23 protein-coding genes and 1 other RNA gene are annotated in these 23,456 nt (G+C 39.0%); 23 read left to right on the top strand and 1 reads right to left on the bottom strand.

What is annotated here, in order from left to right; genetic code table 11:
* The first annotated feature begins 46 nt into the window (after positions 1–46).
* Complete coding sequence (locus B9J78_01820) at positions 47–976, top strand: hypothetical protein (GenBank protein MBA2123667.1); 930 nt, start codon at positions 47–49, stop codon at positions 974–976.
* A gap of 4 nt (positions 977–980) precedes the next feature.
* The gene (locus tag B9J78_01815; protein ID MBA2123666.1) at positions 981–2,267 is read left to right on the top strand and encodes an adenylosuccinate synthase; all 1,287 of its coding nucleotides are present in this window, start codon (positions 981–983) and stop codon (positions 2,265–2,267) included.
* Between the two features lie 27 nt (positions 2,268–2,294).
* Here the strand turns inward: B9J78_01815 and B9J78_01810 are convergent, their stop codons facing one another.
* Positions 2,295–3,131 carry a hypothetical protein gene (locus tag B9J78_01810; protein ID MBA2123665.1) on the bottom strand — a complete coding sequence of 279 codons (837 nt, stop codon included), beginning with the start codon at positions 3,129–3,131 and terminating at the stop codon, positions 2,295–2,297.
* Between the two features lie 54 nt (positions 3,132–3,185).
* Between B9J78_01810 and B9J78_01805 the strand changes: the two genes are divergently transcribed.
* The 21 genes from B9J78_01805 to B9J78_01705 all read left to right on the top strand — a co-directional run bounded on the left by B9J78_01805 (position 3,186) and on the right by B9J78_01705 (position 23,413).
* Complete coding sequence (locus tag B9J78_01805) at positions 3,186–4,547, top strand: hypothetical protein (GenBank protein MBA2123664.1); 1,362 nt, start codon at positions 3,186–3,188, stop codon at positions 4,545–4,547.
* Positions 4,548–4,692: 145 nt separating this feature from the next.
* Positions 4,693–5,139: an SsrA-binding protein gene (locus tag B9J78_01800; GenBank protein MBA2123663.1), complete on the top strand. Its 447-nt coding sequence runs from the start codon at positions 4,693–4,695 to the stop codon at positions 5,137–5,139.
* 116 nt (positions 5,140–5,255) lie between these two features.
* Positions 5,256–5,606, top strand: a transfer-messenger RNA (tmRNA) gene (gene ssrA, locus B9J78_01795).
* 71 nt (positions 5,607–5,677) lie between these two features.
* On the top strand, positions 5,678–5,887 hold the full coding sequence (locus B9J78_01790) for a hypothetical protein (protein ID MBA2123662.1): 210 nt from the start codon (positions 5,678–5,680) through the stop codon (positions 5,885–5,887).
* 13 nt (positions 5,888–5,900) lie between these two features.
* Positions 5,901–6,746, top strand: coding sequence for a hypothetical protein (locus B9J78_01785; protein ID MBA2123661.1), 846 nt, complete (start codon positions 5,901–5,903; stop codon positions 6,744–6,746).
* Between the two features lie 317 nt (positions 6,747–7,063).
* Positions 7,064–8,098, top strand: coding sequence for an HflK protein (locus tag B9J78_01780; GenBank protein ID MBA2123660.1), 1,035 nt, complete (start codon positions 7,064–7,066; stop codon positions 8,096–8,098).
* The gene (locus B9J78_01775; protein MBA2123659.1) at positions 8,095–8,961 is read left to right on the top strand and encodes an HflC protein; all 867 of its coding nucleotides are present in this window, start codon (positions 8,095–8,097) and stop codon (positions 8,959–8,961) included. The genes B9J78_01780 and B9J78_01775 overlap by 4 nt, the downstream gene beginning before the upstream one ends.
* A gap of 16 nt (positions 8,962–8,977) precedes the next feature.
* On the top strand, positions 8,978–9,367 hold the full coding sequence (locus B9J78_01770; protein MBA2123658.1) for a hypothetical protein: 390 nt from the start codon (positions 8,978–8,980) through the stop codon (positions 9,365–9,367).
* Between the two features lie 27 nt (positions 9,368–9,394).
* Positions 9,395–9,580 carry a hypothetical protein gene (locus tag B9J78_01765; GenBank protein ID MBA2123657.1) on the top strand — a complete coding sequence of 62 codons (186 nt, stop codon included), beginning with the start codon at positions 9,395–9,397 and terminating at the stop codon, positions 9,578–9,580.
* A gap of 29 nt (positions 9,581–9,609) precedes the next feature.
* A complete protein-coding gene (locus B9J78_01760; protein MBA2123656.1) occupies positions 9,610–10,719 on the top strand; it encodes a hypothetical protein in 1,110 nt (369 codons plus the stop codon).
* Positions 10,682–11,479: a glutamate racemase gene (locus tag B9J78_01755; GenBank protein MBA2123655.1), complete on the top strand. Its 798-nt coding sequence runs from the start codon at positions 10,682–10,684 to the stop codon at positions 11,477–11,479. Before B9J78_01760 ends, B9J78_01755 begins: the two co-directional genes overlap by 38 nt.
* 16 nt (positions 11,480–11,495) lie before the next feature.
* Positions 11,496–11,864 (top strand): 6-carboxytetrahydropterin synthase QueD, encoded by a 369-nt coding sequence (locus tag B9J78_01750; protein ID MBA2123654.1) that lies wholly within the window; start codon positions 11,496–11,498, stop codon positions 11,862–11,864.
* A 577-nt stretch (positions 11,865–12,441) separates the two neighbouring features.
* Positions 12,442–14,142, top strand: coding sequence for a formate--tetrahydrofolate ligase (locus B9J78_01745; GenBank protein ID MBA2123653.1), 1,701 nt, complete (start codon positions 12,442–12,444; stop codon positions 14,140–14,142).
* 173 nt (positions 14,143–14,315) lie between these two features.
* Positions 14,316–15,470, top strand: a complete 1,155-nt coding sequence (locus tag B9J78_01740) for a dehydrogenase (protein ID MBA2123652.1) — start codon at positions 14,316–14,318, stop codon at positions 15,468–15,470.
* Between the two features lie 26 nt (positions 15,471–15,496).
* Positions 15,497–16,459 (top strand): xylose isomerase, encoded by a 963-nt coding sequence (locus B9J78_01735; protein ID MBA2123651.1) that lies wholly within the window; start codon positions 15,497–15,499, stop codon positions 16,457–16,459.
* Between the two features lie 3 nt (positions 16,460–16,462).
* Positions 16,463–17,125: a hypothetical protein gene (locus B9J78_01730; protein ID MBA2123650.1), complete on the top strand. Its 663-nt coding sequence runs from the start codon at positions 16,463–16,465 to the stop codon at positions 17,123–17,125.
* Positions 17,125–18,126 (top strand): hypothetical protein, encoded by a 1,002-nt coding sequence (locus B9J78_01725; GenBank protein ID MBA2123649.1) that lies wholly within the window; start codon positions 17,125–17,127, stop codon positions 18,124–18,126. Before B9J78_01730 ends, B9J78_01725 begins: the two co-directional genes overlap by 1 nt.
* Before the next feature lie 2 nt (positions 18,127–18,128).
* Positions 18,129–20,117 (top strand): electron transport complex subunit RsxC, encoded by a 1,989-nt coding sequence (locus B9J78_01720; protein MBA2123648.1) that lies wholly within the window; start codon positions 18,129–18,131, stop codon positions 20,115–20,117.
* Positions 20,108–20,743 (top strand): hypothetical protein, encoded by a 636-nt coding sequence (locus B9J78_01715; GenBank protein MBA2123647.1) that lies wholly within the window; start codon positions 20,108–20,110, stop codon positions 20,741–20,743. The genes B9J78_01720 and B9J78_01715 overlap by 10 nt, the downstream gene beginning before the upstream one ends.
* A 38-nt stretch (positions 20,744–20,781) precedes the next feature.
* Positions 20,782–21,654 (top strand): 5,10-methylenetetrahydrofolate reductase, encoded by an 873-nt coding sequence (locus B9J78_01710; GenBank protein ID MBA2123646.1) that lies wholly within the window; start codon positions 20,782–20,784, stop codon positions 21,652–21,654.
* Positions 21,655–21,694: 40 nt separating this feature from the next.
* Positions 21,695–23,413, top strand: a complete 1,719-nt coding sequence (locus B9J78_01705; protein MBA2123645.1) for a hypothetical protein — start codon at positions 21,695–21,697, stop codon at positions 23,411–23,413.
* Positions 23,414–23,456 lie beyond the last annotated feature (43 nt).

Here is a 23,456-nt window from a genome sequence, read left to right as displayed (position 1 = left end):
AAGGGGAATGAAATACTTGTTTAATTCTTATTGTCAATAATCAAACATGGGGGGTGGCATGAAAATATACAAGACAGTGGCGTTTATTTTTTTATTTTGTTGGACATCTTTTTCGCAAAATGCAGGTGTAATAGATGTTGGTTTAAGTGAAACAAAAAATTATGTTTTTATTAAAGTTACCTTTGATGCCCCTGTACCTGTTATTTGCTATGAACTTGAAAATCCAGCCCGCATTGTCATTGACCCTATTGGAGATGTTACAATTTTAGATGGGATCGGTTCTTTCTTTATTGAAAAAGGGATGGTAAAGCAAATTAGAAGGGTTATCGGTGCCGGAGGAAAGTTAGATTTTTTTGTGGTAGATTTACAAGAGTCTGTGCCTTTTGACTTTAGAAGACAGGATAATATTAAAGTAGTAAGTATAAGGAAACAAAAGCCGCCAATTGTAGTAGCGGTTAAACCTGAAGAAGAAATAGAGAAAAAAGAAACCGAAAGGCTTGAAAGACTTGCAAGACGGGAGGCTGAAGAGCAAAGAAAGATACAAGAAGAACAGGAAAGACAAAGAAAAAGACAGGAAGCAGTTGCACAAAGAGAACAGGAAAGAAAGAAACGGGAGGCATTAAGGGCCAGAAACAGAGGACTTACATATCAGAGGAGAAAAAATCTCGGTAAGGCAGAGGAATATTATAGAAAGGCGATCCATTTAGACCCGATTTTTGCAACTGCTTATCATGACCTTGGAACAGTGTTGTCTGATAAAGGAAAGTATGATGAGGCAGAGAAGGAATTTTTCAAAGCACTTGAGATTGATTCTGGAAATTTCAAGGTTCACTCAAGTTTAGGCAAACTCTATGAATTAAAAGGTGATAGGGAAAAAGCACTGGAACACTGGAGAATAAGAGCAAAAATGGGCGATCCTTTTGATGAGTGGACAAAGTTTGCAGAGAAGAAAGTGAAAGAATTGGAGGGTAAATAGTTTAATGGGAAAAGTCTGGGTAGTTGTTGGTTCACAGTGGGGTGATGAAGGGAAGGGTAAAATTATTGATATCCTTGCAAGGGACATGGACTGTATTGTAAGGTATCAGGGTGGAAACAATGCAGGGCATACGGTAATTATAGATGACCAGGAGTTTATTCTTCACCTTATCCCATCTGGTGTGTTACACAAGGGAAAACAGTGTGTGATCGGAAACGGTGTTGTAATTGATCCGGAAGCACTTTTTTCAGAAATGGAAATGTTAACGAAAAGAGGGATTGATGTTGACAGTAATATTAAGATAAGCTATCAGTCCCACATCATATTCCCATACCATAAAATTCTTGACCATGTAAAAGAAAAATACTCAGGCAGAGAAAAAATCGGAACAACAGGAAGAGGAATCGGTCCGTGTTACACGGATAAAATAGCAAGATGCGGAATAAGAGCGATTGATATTGTTAATGAGGGAGTGCTCTATCAAAAACTTAAATTTAATATAAATGAGAAAAATCAGGTGTTACAAAAAATATATAATGAACCGCTGTTAAAATTTGAAGAAATATTTGAGAAATATCTTACATATGGGAGAAAAATCAAGAAATATCTTTGTGATGTAACATATCTTTTGTCAGAGGCGGTAGCAAATGGGAAAAATATACTGTTTGAAGGCGCACAGGGAACATTTCTTGATATAGATTTTGGAACATACCCCTTTGTAACATCGTCAAATTCATCTGCCGGAGGAGCCTGTACAGGTAGCGGAATAGGTCCGACAAAGATAGACAAAGTCATAGGGGTTGCAAAGGCGTATACAACAAGAGTTGGAGAAGGACCTTTTCCGACAGAATTTACGGAAGATATGATGGCAAAGGTAAGGTCAAGAGGAAAAGAATTCGGGGCAACGACAGGTCGCCCAAGAAGATGCGGATGGTTTGATGCAGTAATTGTCCGATACTCTGCACTGGTAAACGGTCTTGATAGTATTGCAATTACAAAACTTGATGTTCTTGATACACAGGAAAATATAAGGATATGCACAGGTTACATGTATAATGGAAAGGTTTATGAAGAATATCCTTCTGATATAGAGATACTACAAAATTGCCAGCCTCTCTATGAGGACCATTCCGGATGGCAGGAGGACACCACCCATATCACATCATATGACGAACTTCCTCTGAATGCAAGAAAGTACCTGCGAAGACTTTCAGAACTTGTTAAAACTCCGATTGCAATAATTACCGTTGGTCCTGAAAGAGGGCAGACAATAGTTTCAACAGGGAAATAGATATGTCAGGGGAAAATGGGGTCAACTCTATTTTTCCTCCCTCCTTGGTCTTCCTCTACCCATTAACGATTTAATTTTAAATTTCTCTTTCATTGCTTTAATAAATTCTAAACTTCCAAAAACTCCTTCATCTAATTTCTTTCGAATATCTTGCAAAAATTTTTCTTTTATTACTTCCTCTACGTTCTGGCGGTATCTTTTTTGACGTTCTTCTGAAGTCTCTCCTAATTTTAAATAATAAGAATCGACATCAATTAATCCTTCTATTAAGGGATCGCCTGGCCCAAAGGCATAGAAATTATAACTTGACCATCGCCAATCTTCTGACCGAACTACCAGTCCTGCTCTTACTGGATTTAACTCTACATATAATCCACACCAGATAAAATATTCTTCTCTATCTATTAAAGAACTTTTATATCTCCCCTGCCAGACATGACCTACTCCACCATACTTTTTATTGAAATACGAAGAGTAAGCCAGGGTAAGTCTCATCATAATCTTAGGTAGGCTGCCATCAATTGTCGGCTCAATCACTAAATGGATATGGTTTGGCATCAGGCAAAAGTGGTAGAGCTTGAATTTCAACTCCTTTTTATATCTTTTCAATAATTTAAGGAAATAAATAAAATTTTGCTCGTCTCGGAAAACTACTTGACGATTGTTCCCCCGGTCAAGGACATGGAAAGGCAGATTTGGAAGAGTAATTCGTAAGGATCTTGGCATAGTTGGTTTATCATAGCACAAATTGTTAAAGAAAAATAGAGTTGACCCCATTTTTCTCCATTTTTCTTCTTCCTCGATAAACTTGCCCTTGTGCAAACAGGGATCGGGGCAGGGATGTGTTCCTTCCCGTTTCTCCATGTAAAAATAAATTTTTTATTGTTTTAATATTAGAAAGTATTTATAATAGATACTATGATTGCTATTCTTTATTATATAGTCATTTCAATGGGCGTGGGCTTAATAGTAGGCATTGTTATTGCATCAAGAAAAAACCGTAATAAAGATAAAATTATTATCCGCTTGCAGACGCAGATTCAAGGTTCTGAAAAATTGACCGACGAAATACGGCAACAGGTAGGATTTAAGGATGAAACAATTGAAAAGGCACGACAGGAAATTTTAAGTTTACAGCAGGCTAAAATATCTGCCCAAGTGCGGTGTGAAGAAGCATTTAAGAATATTGAAGAGCAGAAAAAACTACTTCAAAAAGCCGAAGAGAAATTAACAACAACATTCCAGGCATTATCGGGAGAGTCTTTAAAAAGCAACAGTAAAGCGTTTATTGAACTTGCAAAAGAGACATTAGAGACTGTCCTTATCAGAGCCAGAGGCGAATTGGGTGAGAAAGAAGAATCCGTCAAAAATATAGTTGGCTCGCTAAGTGATGCATTAAAAAGGTATGAACAACAGGTAGACGCATTGGAAAAAAGGCGTGCGTCGGATTATGGAAGTCTTGAAAATCAAATCAAGACATTAGTTTTAACAAACCAGCAATTACAGAAAGAAACCGGGAATCTTGTTACTGCGCTTCGCAAGCCTGAAATTAGGGGTAGATGGGGCGAGGTAACCTTAAAACGGGTTGTAGAACTATCAGGTATGTCAGAACACTGTGATTTCATAGAACAGGTGTCTATTGCTACCGAAGATGGGAGGTTGCGTCCCGACATGGTGGTGTATTTGCCGGGAGGCAGAGAGATTGTTATTGATAGCAAAGTTTCTTTAGATGCATTTATTGATGCTACAGCAGTGGCTGATGAAGGACAAAGGCAGTTGCTTATAGAAAAGCACTCTCGTCAGGTAAGAAATCATATGAAGACTTTAACTAACAAAAAATATTGGGAGCAATTCAATAAAACACCGGAATTTATTATTATGTTTATTCCGGGCGAATCTTTTTTAAGCGCCGCTCTTGCTGTTGACCACACATTGATTGAAGATGGCATGGAAAACAAGGTTATTATTGCTACACCCACAACTCTTATAGCACTGCTTCGTGCCGTTGCATTTGGATGGAGACAGGAGCAAATCTCAAAACATGCTGAGGAGATTGCAACTCTCGGTAAAGAAATATACGATAGGTTTGAACCATTTTTACAGCATGTGAATAGGACAGGAACATGTCTATCTGAGGCAACAGAATCGTTTAACAAGATGATTATGTCGCTTGAACACAGGATTATGGTCAGTGTTAGAAAATTCAAGGAATTGGGAGCATCCGGGGATAAGCAATTACCTGAGGTTCGTCCTGTTGAACGGATTCCTATAAAAGTTTAAGTTAAAAGATTAAAGACATTGTTAAGGAAGGGATGAAGCACCAGGGCACCAGTTGCTTCCAAGTTTTACGAGCCTGCCTTGCCACAGATTAGCAAGGACAGGCTGGAATCTTGTAGAACATTATTTTTTATGGTATTATACACAAGTGGAAGAAAGAGCAGTTGCAACCAACAAGAAGGCATATTATACTTATCTGATACTCCAGAAATGGGAAGCGGGAATATCATTAAAAGGAAGCGAGGTAAAATCAATAAGGCAGGGTGATGTTGAAATAAGCGATGCATATGCAAGGGCTGATTCATCAGGTATTGTGCTTTTTAATATGCATATAGCACCCTATACATCTGGTGCACTTGAGAAGATTGACCCCAAAAGGCCCAGGAGGCTCCTTTTACATAATTACGAGGTTAAAAAAATTATCGGATATCTTACGCAGAAAGGTTGTACACTTGTCCCTTTAAAGGTGTATTTTAAAAAAGGATTTACAAAAATTGAGATTGCATTATGCAAGGGAAAACGTATCTTTGACAAAAGAGAAAAAATTAAAAAACGTCAGATAGAAAGAGAAACAAGAGAGGCAAAAAGACAGTAGATAGGAGATAGTAGATAGTAGGTAGGGGATGAGTTTTTAATTTCCAATTTTGAATGTTTTTAAAATTCAATTAAAATTCGGATTTTTAAGTTCAAAATTATACAGATTTAAAGATTGGGGGTGAATAGGGCTCGACTGAAAAATTGCTGGTGAAGGTTGCATCCCGAGGTTGTCAGGTGGCCTCGTTGAAAACCTGACAAAAAACAAACGCTAACGAACACTTAGCATTGGCTGCTTAAGCAGTCACATCCTTCAAATCTCTGCCTGTAAGATTTGAAAGGATGTCGGTTTGCAGGCTGGTTCGCAGGTTTCGGGCTTGAACCTGTGAACAAGAACAATAAGCCATAGTGGTATAAGAAACCTGCTGTTCGGTGTTTTGTACTGCGAAAGACAATAGAATAGACACGGATGTAGATACCTTGGCCAGGGTTTTCAGGACGCGGGTTCGATTCCCGCCACCTCCACCAAAAAGATAGGAGATAGGAGATAGGAGATAGTAGGTAGGAGGTAGGAAAAAAGATAAAAGATATTGAATGAAGTGCAGAAAATAGGTAATAGAATATACCCGCGTCATAGAAGGGGTCTGGGGAAGAGGCTTCCCCAGTATTCAAGGGGTGATACCAGAGGGGCAAAGCCTCTTTGTTTGCGGAAGTTCGGGGATGCATGGTTCGATTTCTATATGCACCACCAACAATTGATACTCTGTCAAAAATTGCATCTGTGTTGGATGTTAAGGTGGACAAGTTGATTAAAAAAATTTTATGCAAAACACAATAGCCGTAAAACAGAATACAAAAATTGGTGAGATAAAATCTCAAAAACTGAATGAAAGTTCGAACGAGAGAGAAATAAAAAAGAAGAAAATAGAAGAAGAAAAACCACCTTTTGAGACGACCACCCTTTGGGATTTTTCAAGGCAAAGCTACGGCAAAAAACCAAAAGGCAATAATAAGTTTCAGGGCGTTACACCTGCTTTTATCATTTGGAATATGCTACAAAGATACACGAGGCCGGACGATTTGGTAGTTGATCCAATGTGCGGGAGCGGAACAACGATTGATGTCTGTGAGGAGGAAGGAAGAAAAGTAATCGGCTATGATATAAACCCGCAGCACCCCAAAGTTGTAAAAAATGATTCGCGGAAAATTCCACTTAAAGATAATTCGGTAGATATGGTTTTTATAGATTCCCCTTATGGCGATAACGTTAATTATTCTAACGAGCTTGCAGATATTGGTAAAATTTCTGCCGAGGGTCCAAAATTTTTCGAGGAATTAGAAAAGGTTGCCGGGGAGATTTACAGAATTTTGAAACCCGGTAAGGTAATAGGGTGGCTTATTGGTGACCAATGGGTAAAGAAAAAATTTACTCCTGTTGGATTAAAAATTTATCAAATGTTAATTGATAATATAAAATTTGAGCCCGTAGATTTAATATGTGTTACAAGAAAAAATCAAAGCTCAAATACTAGAATTTGGCATTATCGGGCCCAAAAATTTAATTTCTTTTTGCGAGGATTTAAATATTTAATTTTAGCAAAAAAACCTGATAGTAAAGTTGAAAATTCTAATTCTACTACAAAAGTAAAATGGCAAAGGTATAAGTAATAAAATTGTATGGGAAAATTAACTTAAAAACAAGACCAATTGAAAATAATTTAGAGGAAATTCCCAATCAATCAGGGTTTATGTTTTTCTCGTTGTGGAGAACAGAGTAAATATGTCGGAAGCGTTGCCGCCGGAGCAAAACAGAAGCGGTTGGCTTAGTTCCCTTCGTTGCTTTTCGGGTTTTGGCGAGCAGGCAAAGGGTTTAGGTTTGGTTAAATAAACACATTAACTGTATTATATGAAGTGTAAAATCAAGTCTCTCCGGGAACGGAACCCGGACGAGTAAAACGAGTAGAAAAAAGAAAGGAGGCGTAGAAGTGAACGGAGGATTAGGAGGAGGAGCAGGAAGCCAGATGCCATGGGAGGATATCTGGCAGGAGATAGTCGGGTGGATGGGTGGTGAGAAGAAGGGCAAGCCGGTGAAGATAGGGCCAATAATATGGCTCGTAATAGGGGTTGTGGTGGCAATCTGGCTGGCAAGTGGAATCTACACGGTTGGGCCCGCCGAAGTGGGGGTGGTGAGGCAATTCGGGAAATTTGTATCCCAAACTGACCCCGGGTTGAAATATCGCCTGCCCTGGCCAATTCAGAGCCATAATGTGGTGAATGTGCTTGCGGTAAGGAGGGCCGAGATCGGCTTTCGGACGGTAGAGAGGCCGGGGAGACCGCCGAGACACGCGCGAATGCCATTGGAATCGCTGATGCTCACCGGGGATAGGAATATCGCTGATGTCCAGGTTTTGGTGCTTTATCAGGTGAAGGATGCACCTACCTATCTATTCCGGACTGAAGGTCCCGAGGAGGCTCTGCGCGTAAATACTGAGGTCGCCCTGCGCAGTGTTATCGGGAACATGGATATTGATCATGCGATGACCGTGGGTCGCCCTGATGTAGAAGCAGGAACCTGGGAGTTTCTGCAGTCTCTGCTGGATGCTCATCTGACGGGACTGCATGTAATTAGAGTGGAACTACAGGTAGTGGACCCGCCAGAAGAAGTCAGGGAAGCCTTCTACGATGTGGTCCGGGCTAAGGCAGATAGGGAAAGGCTTCAGAGAGAGGCTGAAGGGTACGCCCGGGATATAGTTCCCCGAGCCAGGGGAGAGGCGGCAGCGAAAACACACGCCGCCACTGCCTTTAGGGACGAAAGGATAGCGCTGGCTGAGGGTGATACAGCGCGGTTTCTCAAAATTCTTGCGGAGTACCAGATGGCACCGGCAGTGACCCGACAGAGGCTATACCTGGAGACGATAGAACGGGTTCTTGCCGGAACCGAGAAAATCATTATCGATCCCGCAGTCGGCGGCAACCTGATGCCGTTTCTGCCACTGAGGGACCTGGGGGGTGAACAATGAGAAAATTAATGATAACCGTAATAATCGTAGTGGCGGCCATGTTCATGTTAGGTCAGACCATATTTACGATAGACGAGGCTGAGCAGGCGATCATTCTGCAATTTGGGGAATATATAAGGACGATCAAGGAACCAGGGATAAACTTCAAAGTCCCTTTCATTCAAACAGTATCCCGCATGGAAAGAAGGATATTGTTTGCTGATGCCCCGGCGACGGAGTTCATTACCCTGGACAAAGAGAGGCTGCTGGTGGATAGTTACAGCCGGTGGCGGATTGTAGTTCCGCTCCGATTTTACGAGTCGGTAAGAGATGAACATGGGGCCAGGCTCAGGTTAAATAGCATTGCTATCTCCAGATTACGGGAGGAGATTGCTCGACACAACCTCTGGGACATAATTAGCGTCGAGAGGAAGCCGATTATGGAGACCGTAGGCCGACATGTAGATGAGGTTGCTCGCCGTGAGTTTGGTATCGAGGTAATAGACGTCCGGATGAGAAGGGCCGACCTCCCTGAAGGGGTAGAAGAGGCTGTTTTTGCCCGGATGAGAGCGGAGCGAGACCGGATGGCCAAGGAGGCTCGTGCTGAAGGGGCACAGGAGGCCATGAAAATCAGGGCCAGCGCAGATAGAGAGGTAGTGGTTCTACTGGCCGAGGCTGAGAGGGCTGCCCTGATCCTCAGGGGAGAGGGAGAAGCTGGGGCCGCCAGCATCTATGCCGAAGCCTTTGGGCAAGCCCCTGAGTTCTACGCCTTTCTGAGGACACTGGAGGCATACGAGAAATTCCTTGTTGGGGAAACTACCCTGGTGTTGGGATCTAACTCCGAGCTCTTCAGATTCCTGGTGAGTCCGCAGCCCAGGGAATGAGAACCGCACTTAGGCAATGGGAAAGCCTGACTATTACGCTACCCTGCAGGTCCATCCCGAGGCAGACAGAGAGGTGGTCGTCGCCGCCTATCGCCGACTGGCAGCAAAGTACCATCCCGATGTGAGCACCTCGCCGGATGCGGCCGAGAAGATGAAGCAGCTTAATGAAGCCTATGAGGTGCTCTCCGATTCTGACAGGAGGGCGGCATATGATCACTCCGGGGGAGTAACCTCCATGAGGGAATTACCATCCGGGAGGTTCTGGGGCTGGTTTATCGTGCCTGTTATCTTGCTGGTGTTTATTCTGGTAGCAGCCAGGCTGGTGGGGCCGGGCATCATCAAGCTGGCATTAGTGATACTGGTGCTCGTGGTGGTTATCTGGCTGGTGAGCAGGCTAATGAAATGAGAATCACTGAGATTTTTTGAATGTAGAGTGATTCAAAGGCCTCTGGGGGGCGGAGCGTCAGTTTTGCTCCCTCTGTTGTCCTTCGGACTTTGGCAGGCGCAGGCAAAAAAGTTCAGATTTGGTCAAATAAACGCTACCACCCCAGTATTGTATGAAGTACAAGATAAACAGACAACGGAATATACTCTTGCCATAAAAGGGAATGGGAATTAACAGAGCGGTATATTTTTTTTAAGAAAAAAATGAAAAACATAAAATTGTTTATTTTTAATTTTTTCTTTGCGCCTTTGTGGCTTGGTTGTATGTGTATTTTATTTATGTCCGGTTGTGTTCCCGCCCCATATAGAAGAGTGCCACATCCTGATATTTCTAGATATGTAAATGTAGTTGAATTTTGCAACAGAAATAATTTGATTTGGGAATGGGATGTCATTTCACAGAAATTTACCATAAGAAGTCCTGAGCATGAAGCAGTATTTTTTATTAATTCAAATACTGCTTTAATAAATAATCAACCTACAACCCTTAAATTACCGCTTATCTATAAAAGCGGTGCACTTTTTATATCAAAGGATGCTGTCCAAGTTTTTCTCATTCCTGCTCTTGTTCCATCCGCTGTTCACAGGATAAGAAGAATAGTTATTGATGCAGGGCATGGCGGACATGACCCGGGTGCAGTGCACTTTGGTATTCATGAGGATGATATAAATCTTTCAATAGCAAGACATCTTGAAAAAGAACTTCTTTCCAACGGTATAGAAGTTATAATGACAAGAAAAACAGATGTTTTTGTTCCTCTTTCTCAAAGAGTAAGAATTGCAAATACATCTGGTGCAGATATTTTTGTCAGCATACACTGTAATGCATGCAGGGGAAGGAGAAGAACAAGAACAAGGCCAAAAGGTTTTGAGGTGTTTTCACTTGGTGGTCCTATGGATGAAGAATCCCGCCTTAAAGAAGCGGTAGAGCGTGGTCGCTTAAAATATGAGGGGGGAATTTCTGAAAATGTTGGACTTAATATAAGAGCACTACTCTGGGATATTATTCAGGATGAAAACAAGATAGAATCAAAACAACTCTCACAGTTAATTGTCAGTTCTCTTGACAGAAGCCTTGCCACCCCCAACAGGGGTTCAAAGACAGCCCGCTTTTATGTGTTAAAATGGACACACATACCTTCTGTTCTTGTTGAGGTCGGTTTTCTTTCAAACCGTTGGGAGGCATCCAAATTAACAAATACACACTATCAAAAAATGGTTGCAGAATCCATTGCTGATGGCATTTTAAGATTTAAAGAATTATACGAAAAGACAGATGGTTTCTCCAGGCAGGCTTCCCATAGGCGTTTTTGACTCAGGGCTCGGTGGGCTTACAGTTGTTAAGCAGATAAGAAAAATCCTCCCCCGTGAGTCTATAATATATTTCGGGGATACGGCAAGGGTTCCTTACGGCACAAAGTCAAATGATACCATACTTCGTTTTTCAATAGAAAATGTGTTGTTTTTTTTAAAACATAAAGTAAAAATAATAATCATTGCCTGCAATACTTCTTCAAGTGTGGCACTTTCAACACTGGAAAAATACTTTTCTGTTCCTATTATGGGTGTGATTGAACCGGGTGCAAAAATTGCGGCAAAGAAAACAAGAAATAAAAGAATAGGTGTCATAGGCACACAGACAACAATTAAGAGCCAGTCATATCAAAAGCATCTCATTAAGTTAGATTCAGGTTTAAAAGTTTTTAGTAAAGCCTGTCCTTTATTTGTCCCGCTGGTTGAAGAAGGAAGAACAGGAGGAAAGATTGTTGAAGATATTGCAAGAGAGTATTTAAGGGGTTTAATTGATAAAAACATAGATACACTTATTTTAGGTTGTACGCATTATCCAATTCTTGAAAGCACTATAAGTAAGATTCTGGGTAAAAAAATTTATATCGTAAATTCAGCCTCCGTCTGTGCAAGTTCTGTCAAAGATTACCTTGAAAAAAATAAGATTTTAAGTCCAAACAATAAAGGTTTCCTTAAATGTTATGTAAGTGATGACCCTGAAGGTTTTGAAAAGATTGGAACAAAGATTCTTGGAGAAAAAATAACAGCAATAATAACCTTGTAGATTAAGGAAAGGTAATATGCCGTTTCAGATTTGCATATATGAGACATTCAGTGGCGCCCATAATTTAAGAGAATATCAGGGCGAATGCGAAAAACTCCACGGGCATAACTGGAAGGTTGAGGTTAGCGTAACAGGAATCCTAAACAGATTAGGTATGGTTATTGATTTTACGGTTTTAAGAGATTCTTTGAAGAGTATATTATCAAAAATTGACCATACATACCTTAATGAAATTCCATACTTTAAAAAAAACAACCCAACATCAGAAAATATTACAAAATATATTGCACAGGAGTTAAAAAAAGATAAAGATTTAAAAAAAATTAAGATAATAAGTATAAAGGTTTGGGAAAAGGATACAGCAGCAGCAACATATATATTGTGAAAAAGTGTGTGGTTCTTTTATCGGGAGGGCTTGATTCATCTGTTACACTTTTTTTGCAAAAAACAGAGGATTTTTACCTTTTGCCATGCTTATAGTGCTCTGTCAAATAAATAAAGGTATGATTACACAGATTAGTTTAGATTACACAGATAAAGATTGCTGTCGAAATCTGTGTAATCGGATTTAAAAATCTGTGTAATCAATGCAATCCTTATTTTGTTTTCAATGCATTATAGGATGCAACCAGAGGCACAAATGTGAGATTGAATCTGCAAAAAAAATTGTCCAAAAAGCAAAAGTTCCCTTATATATTGCAAAACTTGATCTGCCTGTTTGGAAGTCTGCCCTCATACATCTTCAGGTTTAAGAGTAAGAACATCCGATATAAGACTTAATGTCCCGCAGACATATGTTCCTTCCAGAAATATAATATTTTTAAGTATTGCATCTGCACTTGCTGAAAGTGCGATTCTTGCAGGATAAGAAATAAGGCAATAAATGCAGTATATGGGAAAATGTCATAAAATATAAAGAAATATCAAAAATAATCTTATAATACACCATTCAAAGGAGGGGTATGTCAAAGATACCAAGCGACTTGGAAATCGCGCAGTCTGCGAAGATTGAACCAATTACAAAAATAGCAGAAAAAATCGGGATTAAAGAGGATGAACTTGAACTTTATGGAAAGTTCAAAGCAAAGGTTATTCTTGAAATTCTTGAAAAAATAAAGAACAGACCACAGGCAAAATATATTGTTGTAACCGCAATAACACCAACACCGTTGGGTGAGGGGAAAACTGTTACAACCATAGGTCTTTCATTGGGGCTTGCGAAAATAGGTAAAAAGATAATAACCTGTATAAGGCAGCCTTCACTGGGGCCTGTATTTGGCATAAAAGGTGGCGCAGCAGGCGGAGGATATTCACAGGTTCTTCCAGTGGAGGACTTCAATCTTCATCTTACGGGAGATGTGCATGCGGTATCTCTTGCGCATAACCTTTGTGCGGCATTTCTTGACAATGCACTTCTTAAAAGAACAATAAATATAGACCCTTTAAGTATCACCTGGAGAAGGGTCGTAGATGTAAGCGACAGGGCGCTGCGGAATATCGTAATAGGACTCGGTGGAAAAGAAGATGGAGTTCCCAGGGAGTCAGGTTTTGATATATCTGCTGCAAGCGAGATAATGGCCATACTTGCTCTTACAACAGACTTAAAAGATTTAAGAAAACGATTGGGGAAGATTGTACTTGCTTCCACATACGATGGAAAACCCGTAACAGCAGAAGATATAAAGGTTGCGGGTGCTATGACAGCTCTGTTAAAGGATGCTATAAAACCAAACCTTATGCAGACAACAGAACATACCGCCGCATTTGTCCATGCAGGATCTTTTGCAAATATTGCACATGGAAACTCATCTATTATTGCAGATAAGATAGCGGTTCGTCTTTCTGATTTTGTTGTAACAGAGGCAGGTTTTGGTGCGGATATGGGTGCAGAGAAATTTTTTAATATAAAATGCAGACAGAGCAATCTTGTTCCAAATGCAACGGTTGTTGTATGTTCAGTAAGGGCGCTGAAGATGCACTCAGGAAAGTTCAAGGTTGTGGCAGGAAAACCGCTTGACCCGGGTTTGACAAAAGAAAATCTTCCGGCAATAGAAGAAGGTATATGTAACCTTGAAAAACAGATAGAAAATATGAGGCTTTTTAAGGTGCCTGTTGTTGTAGCAATAAACAGGTTCACAACCGATACAGATAAAGAGATTGCTCTTATAAGAAAAAAAGCAATTGATGCCGGGGCGGATGATGCTGTTGTAAGTGATGTATGGGAAAAAGGCGGAGAAGGTGGAAAAGACCTTGCACAGGCAGTCGTAAAAGCAACAGATAAACCGAACAAGTTCAGGTTCTTATATCCGCTTAATATTTCTATAAAAGAAAAAATTAAAGCGATTGCCACTGAAATATATGGTGCAGCAAAGGTTGAATATTCGCCGATTGCAGAGAAAAAGATAAAGCAGTACACAGAATGGGGATTTGATAGAGTGCCTGTATGCATGGCAAAGACACATCTTTCACTTTCACACGACCCTGAACGGAAGGGAAGACCTACGGGCTATACATTACCTGTAAGAGATATCAGGGCATCAGTAGGTGCTGGTTTTCTATATCCTCTTTGCGGGACAATGAGAACAATGCCGGGACTTCCTACAGAACCCTGCGGTGAAAGGGTTGATATTGATAAGAAAGGAAAAATAGTGGGACTGTTTTAAAAAACAGTAAGCAGGGTTATAAGTGATGGATAACAGGGAAAACCTTTGTTCGTATATCATCGTAAGTATCTTTTATGAAATGCGGTATACGGAATACGGGCGACGGGATATGGAATATGGGTAACGGAATACGGTGAACAGTTAACGGTAAACATAAAAAAATAGGAGAACATATGGCTGATACAATTGGTGTAGGACTTGTAGGTTATAAGTTTATGGGAAAGGCTCATTCAAACGCTTTTTTGAAAGTAAATAAATTTTTTAAGCCAAAGATTAAACCGGTAATGAGAGCTATATGCGGAAGGCATGAAAAAGAAGTGATAAATGTTCAACAAAACTGGGGATGGGAAACATATGAAACTGATTGGAAAAAACTTATAAAAAGAGATGACATACATCTGGTTGATATTTCAACCCCCAATGATACGCACTGTGAGATTGCCATTGAGGCAGCAAAAGCAGGGAAGCATATTCTTTGTGAAAAACCTCTTGCTATGAATAGTGAAGAAGCAAAAAAGATGGTTAATGCGGTTAAAAAAGCAGGAGTAAAACATATGATTTGTTTTAATTACAGGAGGGTTCCTGCCATTTCTCTTGCAAAAAAAATTATAGATGAGGGAAGAATCGGAAGGATATACCATATAAGGGCTGTTTATTTGCAGGACTGGATTATAAATCCTGAATTTCCTCTTGTATGGAGGTTGGACAGCAGGGTTGCAGGTTCAGGTTCACACGGTGACTTAAATGCTCATCTTATAGACCTTACAAGGTTTCTTGCAGGAGATTTTGATGAGGTTGTAGGTTGCAGTGAAACATTTATAAAACAAAGACCTGTATTATCTGCAACAACGGAAGGACTTTCTGCCAAAAGTTCTCCCAAGAAGGGTAAGGTTACGGTTGACGATGCGATGCTTTTTCTTGCAAGGTTTAAAAATGGAGCACTGGGAAGTTTTGAGGCAACAAGATTTGCAGCAGGAAGAAAAAATGGTGAAAAAATAGAAATAAATGGAAGTGAAGGAAGTCTTGTTTTTGAGTTTGAGAGAATGAATGAACTTAAATTTTATTCAAGAAAAGACCCTTCACACATACAGGGCTTCAGGACAATACTTGTTACCGAACCAGGTATTCATCCATATATAGACGGCTACTGGCCACCCGGACATATAATAGGCTATGAGCATACATTTATAAACACTATATATGATCTTCTCAATGATATTGCTGATAACAGGATGCCTTCTCCTAATTTTGAGGATGGGCTTAAATGTCAGAAAGTGTTAGATGCTGTAATGCAATCTGTTAAAGAAAAAAAATGGATAAAAATATAAGAAAAAATTAAAAATTGGAGGGGAATATGAAACTTGGTGTATTTACTGTTCTTTATGGAGATGTAGAATTTGAAAAAGCACTTGTAAAATTTGCAGAGGCAGGACTTGAGGCAATTGAAATTGGGACTGGAAACTATCCCGGCTCTTCACATTGCCCTGTGGATAAACTTCTTGAAAGTGACGGGAAATGCAAGGAATACCTTGCTATGATAAAAGACAATGGACTTATAATAAGTGCGCTTTCCTGTCATGGAAATCCTCTGCATCCTGATAAAAAAATAGCAAGAGAACATCACCAGACACATAGAAAGACCATTAGACTTGCAAAAAAATTGGGTGTAAAAAATGTGGTAAATTTTTCCGGGTGTCCGGGTGATAGTGAAGATGCAAAATTCCCTAACTGGGTTACTTGTCCCTGGCCTGAGGATTTTACACAGATTGTGGAATGGCAGTGGAATAAAAAGGTTATACCCTACTGGAAACAAGAGGCGAAAGTAGCCAGAGAGCATGGAGTAAGAATATGTTTTGAGATGCATCCCGGTTTTGTTGTCTACAATACAGAGACATTATTAAGGTTAAGGGCAGAATGTGGGGAAAATATAGGTGCAAACTTTGACCCGAGCCACCTTTTCTGGCAGGGCATAGACCCGATATTATCGGTAAGGGCGCTGGAGAAAACAATATTCCATATTCATTCAAAAGATACAAAAATATACGAGGCAAATTCAAAAATAAACGGGGTTCTGGATACAAAATCTTATGGAAAAGAAAGCGTAAGGTCATGGATATTCAGAACAGTTGGATATGGGCATGGTGAAGATTTCTGGAAAGACTTTGTAAGTACACTTCGTATGGTCAGGTATGACGGGGTTCTTTCAATAGAGCATGAAGACAGTCTTATGAGCAAAGACGAAGGATTTTATAAAGCGGTGGATTTTCTTAAAAAAATTATATTAAAAGAATCTGCTGGCAGGATGTGGTGGGCGTAAAAAATGGTACCTAAAGAAGAAATAAACACTAAATATTATAAATCTTTTGAAGTCTACTTAAACGACCTTGCCTCAAACCTTCCTGCACCGGGAGGAGGGAGTGCTTCTGCACTTACAGGTGCAATAGGTTGCGCCTGTCTTTCTATGTCTGCAAACCTTACCCTTGGTAAAGAAAAATATAAAGATGTAGAAGAAGATATTAAACTTTTCTTAAATATAACAGAATCTTGTAGAAAAAAACTTATGGAACTTGTGGATGAAGATGTATTGGTGTATAAAAAAATAAGACAGGCTTGGAAAATACCAAAAAAGGACCCAAACAGATATGAAAAGATACAGGATGCACTAAAATCTGCAACAAGCGTTCCTTTTGAAATATGTAAGACCTGTTTTCGGTCTATAAAAATGTGTGAAGAGCTTGCACAAAAATGTAATAAAAATCTGATAAGCGATGTCGGTGTAGGAGTATTGTTGCTTGAGTCTGCATACAGATCAGCTGTGCTTAATGTCCAGATAAATTTGTCTTCAATAAAAGATGAGGTGTTTATCCAGTGTGCAAAAAATGAACTTGAAGTTATCACAAAAGAGATAGAAAAAACAAGTAAAAATACGCTTGATATAGTAAAAAATAAGATGACCGCTAACAGGAAAAATGGAGGAAAATAGTGTCAGCAAAAATACTTGATGGTGAGGTCCTTGCAGGCAGAATAAAAGAGAAATTAAAAAAAGAAATATCAGAATTAAAATCAAAAGGCAAAGTGCCTTATCTTGTTGCTGTTCAATTGGGTGAAAATCCAGCCTCAAAAATATATGTGGGACAACAACAGAAAACCTGTGAGCAGATGGGTATATTGTATACACTTGACCAGATGTCGGACACAGAAACAGAAGAAAATATACTTTCTGAGATTAAGAAACTAAATAGTAATAAGAATATAACCGGTATAATACTTCAGATGCCTCTGCCCCAGGGCATTGATGCAAGAAAGATTCAGGTATCAATATCTCCTGAAAAAGATGTTGAAGGGCTTCATCCTTCAAATATGGGGCGTCTTGTATCTGCAACAAATATAATCGGGCCCTGCACCGCACTTGGTGCAGTAGAACTTCTTAAATCAACAGGTGTAAGATTAAAAGGACTAGAAGCAGTTATTGTAGGACACAGTGAGATTGTGGGAAAGCCGGTTGCAATGCTTCTTCTTCAGTCAATAACAGAATCTCCGACAGTTACAGTCTGTCATATTGCAACAAAAGACCTTGCCTTTCATACAAAAAGAGCAGATATTATATTTTCAGCAGCAGGTAGATCACAGGCAGTGTGGTTAAAATACAATTCGGAACTGAAGAAATATAGCCAGGACAAAACACTTCCCATACCGAAAGTCCCGGATTTATCTGCTCTTATCAAAGCAGGTATGATAAAAGAAGGAAGCACCGTCATAGACATTGCCATAAACAGAATCCCTGAAGGTTTTGACCACAATGGCAATCCTTTATTAAATGAAAAGGGCAAACCGAAAATGAAAACAGTCGGTGATGTGGATTTTGAAAAAGCAAAAGAGAAATGCTCCTGGATTACACCCGTCCCAGGAGGCGTAGGACCTATGACTGTTGCAATTCTTCTTAAAAATATTGTTCAGACAACCAAAATGCAGGCAGGAATCTAACTATGGATTATACAAAATATGGTTTAAAACCGGACGATGAAATAAAAAATATTTTTAGAGAAATAAATTCTATATTTAATCTCTGGTGTAAAAAGTGCTATAAAAAATATAAAACAGATATTGAGCCTGAATGCGAAAGATTAAATGAAATATTGGGAGAGGAGAACTCCAAAATAAAAGGATGGACAGGTATTGATTTTCTTTGTAATAATCATCATACAGCGGAAAAACTTATTGAGTTGGGTGTAAATAGTTTTGATTCAATAGGAATTATAGCCTGCGGACTTGGGGTGCAATTTGTTTCTGAGAAATTCCCTGATAAAAGGATTTTTGCCCTTTGCGATTCAATACCACAAAGTGGAAATTCAACAAGTCCTGAGGGGTTTCACGGAGTATCGCTGAGTAAAGAAAAATGTGCTGCCTGTTCTCAATGCTACTTAAATTTAACAGGAGGGATATGCCCTATAGTCAATTGTTCTAAGTCTCTTTTGAACGGTCCCTGTGGTGGTGTAAAAAACGGAAAATGCGAGGTTAACCCCGATATACCTTGCGCCTGGGAAGACATTTATAACAGACTAAAAAAACAGAATAAATTATTTTGTTCTGAAATACAGGTAAGAGATTTTAACAGATTTAATTTTGATGAAAAAAAGAAATATTCCGAAATATCTTTAAGCAAAAGGCAGGAAGGTTTTTATGGAGGAGTCCATCCATTGGATTCAAAAGAAAACACAAGCAGGGCAAGAATACTAAATTTTCCAGAGCCCCCATATGTATTAATATTTATTTCTCAACATACGGGTTCTTTATCAAAACCGATAGTAAAAGAAGGCGATACAGTAAAGATGGGTCAGAAGATAGCAGAAAGCACAGGTGTGATATCATCTACAATACATTCAAGTATAAGCGGAAGGGTTGTAAAAATTGAAGAAAAAATACATCCAACATTACAAAAACCAATTCCAGCAATTATTATAGAAAATAACGGGAAGAATACTATGGATGAATCAATAAAACCGGTTGATTTTGAAGGTTTATCAAAAGAAAACATTATAGAGATATTAAAGGAAAAAGGAATCGTCGGGCTTGGTGGGGCAATGTTTCCCACATATGTTAAGTTTCTTTTTGAGGTTTCAAAAAAATCAATTGAAACATTAATTGTTAATGGATGTGAATGCGAACCATATCTTAATACAGATAACAGGATAATGATAGAGTACCCTGAAAAAATATTAAAGGGCATAAAAGTTCTTCAAAAGATTGCAAATCCTAAAAATACAATCATTGGAATAGAGGATAACAAGAAAGAAGCAATAGAGATATTACAGAAATATTCTTCTTCTGATATAACTGTTTTGTCATTAAGGACAAAGTATCCTCAGGGAGCGGAAAAGATGTTAATTAAGCGGTTGACAGGGAAAAATGTTCCAGAAGGCGGTCTTCCAATAGAGGTTGGTTCTATTGTTATAAATGTTGGAACAGCCCTTGCGATATACAAGGCAATATTTGAAGGGATACCATTAATAGACAGAGTTATAACAGTTTCAGGAGACGGTGTTGGTAAAGACGGGAATTTTATTGTTAAGATAGGAACTCCATTAAAAAATATTCTTGATTTTTATCTTGGTATGCATAATAAGAATATCTTTGAAGAATATAATATATTTATGGGTGGTCCAATGATGGGTATTCTTCAAAAGAATCTTGATTCAGCCGTTATTAAAGGAACAGGCGGTTTTACAATTTTAAAAAAATATCCTGTTGAATCAAAAGAAGAAAGAGAATGTATTAAATGTGGAAGATGTGTTTCTGTGTGCCCTGTTGAACTTTTGCCCTTGAATTATGTTTATTATGGAGAAAGGCAGATGTGGGAGGAAACTAAAAATTATAGGGTCAAAAACTGTATTGAATGCGGTTCCTGTAATTATATATGTTCATCTAAAATAGATATATTGAGTTTTATAAAGAGAGCAAAGGGAAAATGCTTATAACAAAAATTAAGAAGAAAGAAGATATTGACCTGTTGGTTGCCTTAACCCCTTTTGTTATTAAATGTTATGGATGTAAAGAAGTATATTTCCCGGAAGAAGAGATTAATGAGTTTTTATCTGAAAACCGGGAGAGAATATCAGGAATTGTTCGTCTTGATTATTTATGCAATGAGGATTTTTCAAAAGAATATATGGAAAAATATAAAAACGATATAGAAAATTCAAAATCAATCCTTGTTTTTTCCTGTGGCGTAGGTGTTGGGGTTATCTCAAAAATAATATCACAAATCTTATTGTTAGGTGAAGAAGAAAGGTATGTTTTTACCGGTTGCGATACCTCTTATGTAAATGGATTTCAGGGGTTAGATATTCAACCTTCTGATTGTAGGCAGTGTGGTGAATGTTATCTTAACAGTACAGGGGGTATATGTCCCATAACTGCCTGTGCAAAATATTTATTAAACGGTCCCTGTGGCGGATACAAAAATGGGAAATGCGAGGTAAATCCACAGATGGAATGTGGATGGGTGAGAATTTATAACAGACTAAAAGAACAGAAAAGAGCAATAGAAATTGCAACAGAGTGTAAAATAAGAAATTATCAGAGATATATAACAGGCAAGTGAGAATTTGTTGGCGTGTCCTTGTTGAAAATGGAGGGGGAATGAGTTTTGCAAAAAAACTTACCCGTGGGGAATTTGTAATAACTTCTGAGATTGGTCCTCCGAAAGGAACAAACATTGAACTGCATATCAAAGAGGCAGAACATATAAAGAACAAGATTGATGCTTTCAATGTTACCGATTTACAAAGTTCTGTGATGCGTTTAGGCTCCCTTGCTGTGTCCTGCCTTCTTGTTCAAAAAGGGCTTGAACCGATTTTTCAAGCAACCTGCAGGGATAGGAACCGTTTGGCTTTACAATCGGATCTGTTAAGCGCCCATGCCCTTGGAATAAGAAATATTCTTATTTTGACAGGAGATCATCCTGTTCTGGGGGACCATCCTGAGGCGAAACCGGTTTTTGATTTAGATTCTATAAGTTTATTGAAGGTTGCGACTGATTTGATGAATGGAAAAGATATGAAAGGAAACGAGCTTGATGGAATCCCTAAATTTTTTCTTGGGGCAATTGTAAGTCCATCCTCTGATCCACTTGAACCGCAGATTATGAAAATGGAGAAAAAAATTATGGCAGGAGCAAGATTTTTTCAGACACAGGCAGTCTATAATTTGAATGCCTTTGAGAGGTTTATGAAAATTGTAGAAAAATATAAGGTTCCGATTCTTGGCGGAATTGTTCTGTTAAAATCAGCAGGGATGGCAAAGTATATGAACGAAAAGGTTGCAGGTATCAATGTCCCGGAAAAATATATAAAAATGATGGCTGAAGCAAAAAAGGAAGATAGGGTAAAAACAAGTATAAAGATTGCCGCTGAACTTATTAAGGGTATGAAAAATATATGTCAGGGAATTCATATTATGCCTTTGGGGTGGGAAAAATATGTTCCTGATGTATTAGAAGAATCAGGATTGTAAAACATATATTGTAGTCAGATAATATTGGAATGGAGGAAGTATGGAGAAAGCGATAAAAATTTCTACATCAGGGTTAAAACCCATAAAAGAGCCTGTTATAGGTGTGTTTGCTCCCTGTGACCCGAGGATTGATAAGACTTCAAGAAAAAGGGCTGCAAATATAATACAGATGGTAGCAGATGTTATTGCAGAAGGCGTAAAGATTACAGATGGTTCACCTGTAATGGTTGTTTATAGCGATGTATTAATTGATGGAGAAAAACAGGCTGATATTGTTGCAAGGCAGTTTGAATCAGCAGGAGTAAATATACTTGTAGGAGCACCGGATACATGGGCATTCCCCCAACCTACACTTATCTCACTTATCCAGCAATTCTCCAAGGATACCCCCCTTAACCTTGTTTGCGGCAATAGCGGTCCAAAGCCGGGTGTTGTATATGTTCATGCATGCAGTGGTGCGGTTGCACAGTATGGGAAGATGATGCACATCAATGTCGGAACCTGGCCCGATACTGGCATAGATCCAAAAATGACCGAATCAACAGCAAGACCACTTATAGATTGGTGTTATGCTGCTGTTGCATATAAGGCTTTGCAGGGAAGAAGGGTCGTTGTGTTTGGGCATGATTCAATGGGAATGGAAACCGCACTTGCCCATATAATTCCGACAAGAAATATATTTGGCATTGAAATTACCCGGCTTGATATGAAGATTCTTGCCGATATGCTTGCAAAAAAGGCATACAATGAAAAAGAGTTAAAGGATTTAAGAGGTTGGCTTGATAAGATTGTCAGGACTAAAATTCAGGTAAGAAACAGTGAAGACGATGAAAGATTTGATAAGTCTCTTGCAATGTACCTTATAACCAGGGATATTATGAAAGACCTTAATGCAGTAGGAGGAGGTTTTATGAGTCAGTTGGAATGGGGTTCTGATAAAAGGGGGATACCTCTTCCCGTTGCAGATGTTATGGAATCGCTTTTTAATTCTACATTTGACCATCAGGGTAAGAAGCCGCCCACTCCATATGCAACAGAGGCTGATGTTCAGGGACTTCTTACAATGTTATTTTTTACATATCTTACAGGAGGAAATCCGCCTCTTTTTATGGATTTTAGGAAAGTATGGGAACCCTGGGAAATAAAAAAACTTGCCACAGAACTGGGTATAAAACTTAATGGTAAAAATATATGGGAAAAAAGAGGATTTGTTGATGGGGATAATTCAGGAAGCGCCTCTTTCAACTGGGCGGCAAAGCCGGGTGCTTCTGTAAAAGAGATTATGTCAAAAGTATCTTTTCCGATTGCAGATGAGGGATATTTCCCCGGGCTTGGAAATTCTATAACATTTGTATCACCAGGGGGAATAAAAGGAATTGCGGGAAGAATGGCATATAGTGCCGTAAATAATATGTTCTCACTTGTGTGGGACGAAGCAGAAACGGTAGAACTTCCAGACAAACTATCAGATGCTGTATGTAAGACATCTACACTGACATGGCCACATACATTTGTTGTTCCTAAATATGCAACAATGGGTGAATATAAACAGTATGTGCCTGCGAACCATTTTCATATGATATGGGGACTTGAACCGTCAAGGTTACAATACTGGACGGATCTTGCAAATGTGCTTTCTGTAACTCCATGGAGTTCAAGGCCCTGCTATATAGAAGGTGTGGACAGACCAGTTCCTCTTCTTTATCTTATAAATGGAGGAGAAACACAGGCAAAATTATTATTGTCAAGGAAAATTTAAGAAAAAAAGAGATTTTAATGTATCCTTTTCGTATTTTCAGGTT

It is taken from the genome of bacterium Unc6, assembly GCA_013626165.1.
In the GTDB taxonomy this organism is placed as follows: Bacteria; Omnitrophota; Gorgyraeia; order Velesiimonadales; family Velesiimonadaceae; genus Velesiimonas; species Velesiimonas alkalicola.
Note: the sequence above shows the minus strand (reverse complement) of the source record. Positions and strands in the feature narration are given on the sequence as shown.

Bases quoted from the DNA above. Each gene is read 5' to 3' on its own strand.
- B9J78_01750 (MBA2123654.1), top strand. From the start codon at position 11,496: ATGCCGTTTCAGATTTGCATATATGAGACATTCAGTGGCGCCCATAAT.
- B9J78_01720 (MBA2123648.1), top strand. From the start codon at position 18,129: ATGGATTATACAAAATATGGTTTAAAACCGGACGATGAAATAAAAAAT.
- B9J78_01775 (MBA2123659.1), top strand. From the start codon at position 8,095: ATGAGAAAATTAATGATAACCGTAATAATCGTAGTGGCGGCCATGTTC.
- B9J78_01740 (MBA2123652.1), top strand. From the start codon at position 14,316: ATGGCTGATACAATTGGTGTAGGACTTGTAGGTTATAAGTTTATGGGA.
- B9J78_01755 (MBA2123655.1), top strand. From the start codon at position 10,682: ATGGTTTCTCCAGGCAGGCTTCCCATAGGCGTTTTTGACTCAGGGCTC.
- B9J78_01730 (MBA2123650.1), top strand. From the start codon at position 16,463: ATGGTACCTAAAGAAGAAATAAACACTAAATATTATAAATCTTTTGAA.
- B9J78_01715 (MBA2123647.1), top strand. From the start codon at position 20,108: ATGCTTATAACAAAAATTAAGAAGAAAGAAGATATTGACCTGTTGGTT.
- B9J78_01820 (MBA2123667.1), top strand. From the start codon at position 47: ATGGGGGGTGGCATGAAAATATACAAGACAGTGGCGTTTATTTTTTTA.
- B9J78_01735 (MBA2123651.1), top strand. From the start codon at position 15,497: ATGAAACTTGGTGTATTTACTGTTCTTTATGGAGATGTAGAATTTGAA.
- B9J78_01785 (MBA2123661.1), top strand. From the start codon at position 5,901: ATGCAAAACACAATAGCCGTAAAACAGAATACAAAAATTGGTGAGATA.
- B9J78_01815 (MBA2123666.1), top strand. From the start codon at position 981: ATGGGAAAAGTCTGGGTAGTTGTTGGTTCACAGTGGGGTGATGAAGGG.
- B9J78_01710 (MBA2123646.1), top strand. From the start codon at position 20,782: ATGAGTTTTGCAAAAAAACTTACCCGTGGGGAATTTGTAATAACTTCT.
- B9J78_01805 (MBA2123664.1), top strand. From the start codon at position 3,186: ATGATTGCTATTCTTTATTATATAGTCATTTCAATGGGCGTGGGCTTA.
- B9J78_01760 (MBA2123656.1), top strand. From the start codon at position 9,610: ATGAAAAACATAAAATTGTTTATTTTTAATTTTTTCTTTGCGCCTTTG.
- B9J78_01770 (MBA2123658.1), top strand. From the start codon at position 8,978: ATGGGAAAGCCTGACTATTACGCTACCCTGCAGGTCCATCCCGAGGCA.
- B9J78_01810 (MBA2123665.1), bottom strand. From the start codon at position 3,131: ATGGAGAAACGGGAAGGAACACATCCCTGCCCCGATCCCTGTTTGCAC.
- B9J78_01745 (MBA2123653.1), top strand. From the start codon at position 12,442: ATGTCAAAGATACCAAGCGACTTGGAAATCGCGCAGTCTGCGAAGATT.
- B9J78_01705 (MBA2123645.1), top strand. From the start codon at position 21,695: ATGGAGAAAGCGATAAAAATTTCTACATCAGGGTTAAAACCCATAAAA.